Origin of the sequence: Streptomyces sp. S3(2020) (assembly GCF_013044505.1) — a bacterium.
GTDB lineage: Bacteria > Actinomycetota > Actinomycetes > Streptomycetales > Streptomycetaceae > Streptomyces.
Genome location: NZ_JABERD010000356.1, coordinates 1 through 6,097, shown reverse-complemented (window position 1 = coordinate 6,097; position 6,097 = coordinate 1). Strand labels below are relative to the sequence as shown.

The following is a 6,097-nucleotide window of genomic DNA, read 5'->3' as shown; positions in this document are numbered from 1 at the left end:
GTTCGCCGCGCTGCTGATGAAGAAGTCGTACGGATACCGGCCCCCGCGCCGCCCCGTCCTGATCGCGGCATCGACATAGGAGTCGCGGCTCTCGGTGAAGAGCTGCACATCCTCCAGATTCCGCGCGCTCACCCCCGCCGACGCCGCCCACCCGTCGCCCACCACCGCCCTGATCGAGCGCTTCGCGCCCCCACATTCCACCTCCTTACCCAGAAGGACACCTCCCATGGGCTCCGCCAAGAACAAGAACTCCTCCGAGCGCCAGGCTCGAATAGCGGAGATGCGGCGCGCCGAACAGGCCCGCGAACGCCGCAACCGGCTGCTCACGATCGGGGCGAGCGTGGCCGTCGTCACCGCTCTCGTCGTGGGCGGCGTCGTGCTCGTGCGGTCGCAGGACGACGGCGGCAGCACGACGGCCGACTCCAGCAACCCGGGGCACTGGACCACGGGCAAGGACGGGGTGAAGACGTGGTCGTCGAAGCTCAGCCAGACCCACGTCACCAAGACCGTGACGTACCCGATGACGCCCCCGGCCGGCGGTGACCACGACGCCCGCTGGATGAACTGCAACGGCGACGTCTACACCAAGGAACTCAACAACATGAACGCCGTGCACTCGCTGGAGCACGGTTCGGTCTGGGTGACGTACACCTCCAAGGCCAAGAAGGCCGACGTCGAGGCGCTCGCGGCGAAGGTGAAGAAGACGCCGTACACGCTGATGAGCCCGTACGAGAAGCAGGCGGCCCCGATCATGCTGACGGCGTGGGGCCACCAGCGGACGGTGACGAGCGCGAGCGACGCGAACGTGGACAAGTTCTTCGAGACGTACGTCCAGGGCGAGCAGACTCCCGAGAAGGGCGCGACGTGTCAGGGCGGTCTGTCGCAGTGAGGAAGGCCGGCTGGATCGCCTCGGGCGCGGCGGCGGTGCTCGTCGCGACCGGGGGGATCACCTACGCCGTCACGCAGGACGGCGGCTCCGGTGACACCCCGACCGCCGCCTCCGCGGACGCCGGGTTCGCGCGGGACATGGCGGTGCACCACCAGCAGGCGGTGGAGATGTCGTTCATCGTCCGCGACCGCACGAAGAACGAGGACGTGCGGCTGCTCGCGTACGACATCGCGCAGACGCAGGCCAACCAGCGCGGCATGCTGCTGGGCTGGTTGGATCTGTGGAGTCTGCCGAAGGTGTCGTCGGACCCGCCGATGACGTGGATGGACATGGGCGGCATGGCCTCCGGCGAGGACGGCGCGCTGATGCCGGGCATGGCGACCAACACCGAGTTGGAGAAGCTCAAGAAGCTCAGCGGCAAGCAGGCCGAGATCTTCTATCTCCAGCTCATGACCGACCACCACAAAGGCGGTATCCACATGGCCGAGGGCTGTGTCGAACGCTGCAAGGTGAAGGTGGAGAAGGACATCGCGCAGGGCATGGTCAACGCGCAGGAATCGGAGATAGCGCTGATGACGGACATGCTCAAGAAACGGGGAGCGAAACCGCGTTCCTAGCGGGTCCTGGAGGGTTCTAGAGGGTTAACCCTCGGTCCTCACAGCGCCTTAACCCTCAAATGGCCTTGTCATTAGGTTAATTGGGGTCTTCTTGGGACTCGTATTCCCCTGGCATGAACGGTTCATCGAAAGAGTGGCCCCCGTCGAGTGATCCACTCGAGACGAACCGCATACAGGGGGTTCCATGAGATCCAACCGCGCCACTCTGCGCGCCGGTGTGAGCATGGCAGCGACACTGCCCATGATCGCCGGCGCGCTGGCGCTCGGCATACCCGCGGCGCATGCCGCGGACGGCCCGGCACGGGACACGCTGGCCGGGACCAGGCCGGCGTGGGCCACGGCCAAGGCCGACAAGGGCGCCACCGCCGACAGTTCGCAGGTCTCCGCCCGGGTCTACCTCGCAGGGCGGAACGCGGCCGGCCTCGCCGCGTACGCGAAGTCCGTGTCCGACCCGGCTTCGGCGTCGTACGGCAGGTACCTGAGCGCCAAGCAGGCCCAGCAGCGCTTCGGCGCGAGTTCCGAACAGGTCGCCGCCGTGAAGGCGTGGCTGTCGTCGGCGGGCCTGAAGGTCACCGGTGTCACGCGGCACTACGTCTCCGTCTCCGGTGACGTGGCCGCCGCCGAGAAGGCCTTCGGCACCCAGCTGCACAACTACGCCAAGGGCACGAAGACCTACCGCGCGCCCGCGAAGACGGCCTCCGCACCGGAGAGCCTGAACGGCGCCGTGCTGACCGTCACCGGCCTGGACAACGCCCCGCACAAGGCGAGCCACAACGACCAACTGCCGGGTCCGGGCGCCGTGTTCAAGAACTCGGGACCGTTCTCGTCGTACTACGGCTCGAAGACCGCGAGCACTCTGCCCGACGCGTACGGCGGCAAGATCCCGTACGCGATCAAGGGCTACACGGGCAAGCAGCTGCGGGCCGCGTACGGCGCGGGCACGTACACGGGCAAGGGTGTACGCGTCGCCATCACCGACGCGTTCGCCTCGCCGACCATCGCCTTCGACGCGCAGACCTACGCGAAGAAGCACGGCGACGCCGCGTGGAAGACCGGCCAGCTCTCCCAGGTGCTGCCCGACACCTACACGCACACCGGTGCCGACGAGTGCGACGCCTCCGGCTGGTACGGCGAGGAGACCCTCGACGTCGAGGCCGTGCACGCGGTCGCGCCGGCCGCGAACGTCACCTACGTGGGCGCCGCGTCCTGCTACGACGACGACCTGCTGGACTCCCTCAGCAAGATCGTCGACAGCCATCTGGCCGACCTCGTCTCCAACTCCTGGGGCGACATCGAGGCCAACCAGACACCGGACCTCGCGGCCGCCTACGACCAGGTCTTCCAGTTCGGCGCGGTCGAGGGCATCGGCTTCTACTTCTCCTCCGGCGACAACGGCGACGAGGTCGCCAACACCGGGACGAAGCAGGTCGACACCCCGGCCAACTCGGCGTGGGTGACGGCGGTCGGCGGTACCTCGCTGGCCGTCGGCAAGGGCGACAAGTACCTGTGGGAGACCGGCTGGGGCACCGAGAAGGCCACGCTGTCCGCGGACGGCAAGAGCTGGACGAACTTCCCCGGCGCGTTCACCTCCGGTGCGGGCGGCGGCACCAGCAAGACGGTCGCCGAGCCCTTCTACCAGAAGGGTGTCGTCCCGGACGCGCTCGCCAAGGCCAACAACGCCGCCGGCAACCGCGTGGTCCCGGACATCTCCGCGATCGCCGACCCGAACACCGGCTTCCTGGTCGGCCAGACGCAGACCCAGGCGGACGGCTCCGAGTCGTACAGCGAGTACCGCATCGGCGGCACCTCGCTGGCCTCGCCGGTCATCGCGGCCGTACAGGCCTTGGCCCAGGAGGCGCGCGGCGGCAAGGCGATCGGCTTCGCCAACCCGTCGATCTACGCCAAGTACGGCACGAAGGCCTACCACGACGTCACCGACAACCCGACGGGCCGCCAACTGGCCGTCGCGCGCGTGGACTTCGTCAACGGCTATGACGCCACGGACGGTCTGACCACCTCGGTCCGCTCCCTCGGCAAGGACAGCTCGCTGTCCGCGGTGAAGGGCTACGACGACGTCACCGGCGTGGGTACGCCCGCGAACGGCTACGTCGAATCGTTCCGCCGCCACTGAGACCGATGGGGTGGCGTGAGGTGAGGAGCACCCCACGCCACCCCATCGCGTCTCTCTGACGATTACACTGACCCCGTGTCTCCACTGAACTTCTGGTCGATCTATCAGCACGGGTTCGCACGCGTGGCCGCCTGTACGGGGCACACCGTCATCGCCGACCCGCCCGCCAACGCCGAATCGGTCCTGCGCCACGCGCGCCACTGCGCCGAGGAGGGGGTCGCCGTCGCCGTCTTCCCGGAGATGGTGCTGTGCGGCTACTCGATCGAGGACCTGCTGCTCCAGGACGCGCTGCTGGACGAGGTCGAGGCGGCTGTGGCGACCGTGGTGGCCGGGTCCGCGGACCTCCTCCCGGTGCTCGTCGTCGGCGCCCCGCTGCGGCACCGCAACCGGATCTACAACTGCGCGGTGATCATCCACCGCGGCCGGATCCTCGGCGTCGTGCCCAAGTCGTACCCTCCGAACTACCGCGAGTTCTACGAGCGCCGCCAGATCGCCGACGGCGCCGACGAGCGCGGCGGCACGATCCGCGTGGGCGACCAGACGGTCCCCTTCGGCGTGGACCTCCTCTTCTCCGCCGACGACGTCCCCGGCCTCGTCCTCTTCGCGGAGATCTGCGAGGACATGTGGGTCCCGGTGCCGCCCAGCGCGGAGGCCGCCCTCGCCGGTGCGACCCTCCTCGTCAACCTCTCCGGCAGCCCGATCACGGTCGGCCGCGCCGAGGACCGCAAGCTGCTGTGCCGCTCGGCGTCCTCCCGCTGCCTCGCCGCCTACGTCTACGCGGCGGCCGGCCTGGGCGAGTCGACCACGGACCTGTCCTGGGACGGCCAGACGATGATCTACGAGAACGGCGTACTGCTCGCCGAGAGCGAGCGCTTCCCGCTCACGGACTCGTACGCCATCGCGGACGTGGACCTCGACCTGCTACGCCAGGAGCGCCAGCGGACAGGCACGTTCGACGACAACCGCCGCGCCCACAAGGCACGCACCGCAGACTTCCGCACGGTCACCTTCGACCTCGACCCGCCCCTCACCGACCTGGGCCTGCGCCGCCACCTCGAACGCTTCCCGTTCGTACCGGCCGACGCCGACCGCCTCGCCCAGGACTGCTACGAGGCCTACAACATCCAGGTCGAGGGCCTCCAGCAGCGCCTCGCCGCGATCGGCGGCCCGAAGGTCGTCATCGGTGTGTCCGGCGGCCTCGACTCCACGCACGCCCTGATCGTCGCCGCCCGCGCGATGGACCGCGCCGGGCGCCCGCGCAGCGACATCCTGGCCTGGACGCTGCCCGGCTTCGCCACCAGCGACCACACCAAGGACAACGCCCACGCCCTGATGCGCTCCCTCGGCGTCACCGCGGCCGAGCTGGACATCACGCCCACCGCGCGGCTGATGCTCAAGGAGATGGGCCACCCGTTCGCCTCCGGTGAGCCGGTGTACGACGTCACCTTCGAGAACGTGCAGGCGGGCCTGCGCACCGACTACCTCTTCCGGCTCGCCAACCACCACAACGGCATCGTGCTCGGCACCGGTGACCTCTCGGAGCTGGCCCTCGGCTGGTCCACCTACGGCGTGGGCGACCAGATGAGCCACTACAACGTCAACTCCGGCGTACCGAAGACCCTGATCCAGCATCTGATCCGGTGGGTCATCAGCAGCGCCCAGTTCGACGACGACACCGGCAAGATCCTCTCCGCGATCCTCGACACGGAGATCAGCCCGGAACTCGTACCCGGCGAGGAGATGCAGTCCACGGAGTCCAAGATCGGCCCGTACGCCCTGCACGACTTCACCCTGTTCCACGTCCTGCGCTACGGCTTCCGCCCCTCGAAGATCGCCTTCCTGACCTGGCACGCCTGGCACGACGCGGACACCGGCGCCTGGCCCCCGGGATTCCCCGAGGAGAAGCGCGGCGCCTACGACCTGGCGGAGATCCGCAAGTGGCTGGAGGTCTTCTGCCGCCGCTTCTTCGCCTTCGCCCAGTTCAAGCGCTCGGCCATGCCCAACGGCCCGAAGGTCTCGGCAGGCGGTTCCCTGTCACCGCGAGGCGACTGGCGAGCCCCATCGGACAGCTCGGCCAAGGCATGGCTACGGGACCTGGAACGCTTCGACTGAGCGCTCCGCTGAATGAGCAGTGAGGTGCCGTCGTTCGGCTGCGGCGCCGTCATGGCTGGTCGCGCCCGCGAGGCGGCAGCCGCACATCGACACAGCCCCGCGCCCCTTACGGGGCGCGGACCACCGTAGACCCGCAGCCGACGAACCCCAGGCGGGACGAGTCCCCTGCTCGCGCAACGGCGAGCAGGGGACGTACCGGGGGGGGTGTCCGCCCGCAGCGTCGGGCGCCCGACCAACCTCGCCGCCCCAACACACCGCACCGCCCGACCGAGGACGGACACCCCCCGGTGCGGCCCCGACCCCCAACGAACCGCACTCCCCGCCCCACCCCCCCCCCAGACACCCCCC

The 6,097-nt window shown here is 69.2% G+C and carries 4 protein-coding genes; all 4 read left to right on the top strand.

Going from position 1 to position 6,097, the window contains the following annotated elements:
- Positions 1–226 precede the first annotated feature (226 nt).
- The 4 genes from HLK59_RS47415 (at position 227) to HLK59_RS47400 (ending at position 5,749) form a co-directional block, all read left to right on the top strand.
- The gene (locus tag HLK59_RS47415) at positions 227–889 is read left to right on the top strand and encodes a DUF3105 domain-containing protein (protein WP_171147895.1); all 663 of its coding nucleotides are present in this window, start codon (positions 227–229) and stop codon (positions 887–889) included.
- The gene (locus HLK59_RS47410; RefSeq protein ID WP_171147894.1) at positions 886–1,506 is read left to right on the top strand and encodes a DUF305 domain-containing protein; all 621 of its coding nucleotides are present in this window, start codon (positions 886–888) and stop codon (positions 1,504–1,506) included. Before HLK59_RS47415 ends, HLK59_RS47410 begins: the two co-directional genes overlap by 4 nt.
- 184 nt (positions 1,507–1,690) lie before the next feature.
- Positions 1,691–3,637, top strand: a complete 1,947-nt coding sequence (locus HLK59_RS47405) for a S53 family peptidase (RefSeq protein ID WP_171147893.1) — start codon at positions 1,691–1,693, stop codon at positions 3,635–3,637.
- A gap of 75 nt (positions 3,638–3,712) precedes the next feature.
- The gene (locus tag HLK59_RS47400; protein WP_171147892.1) at positions 3,713–5,749 is read left to right on the top strand and encodes an NAD(+) synthase; all 2,037 of its coding nucleotides are present in this window, start codon (positions 3,713–3,715) and stop codon (positions 5,747–5,749) included.
- Positions 5,750–6,097: the final 348 nt, after the last annotated feature.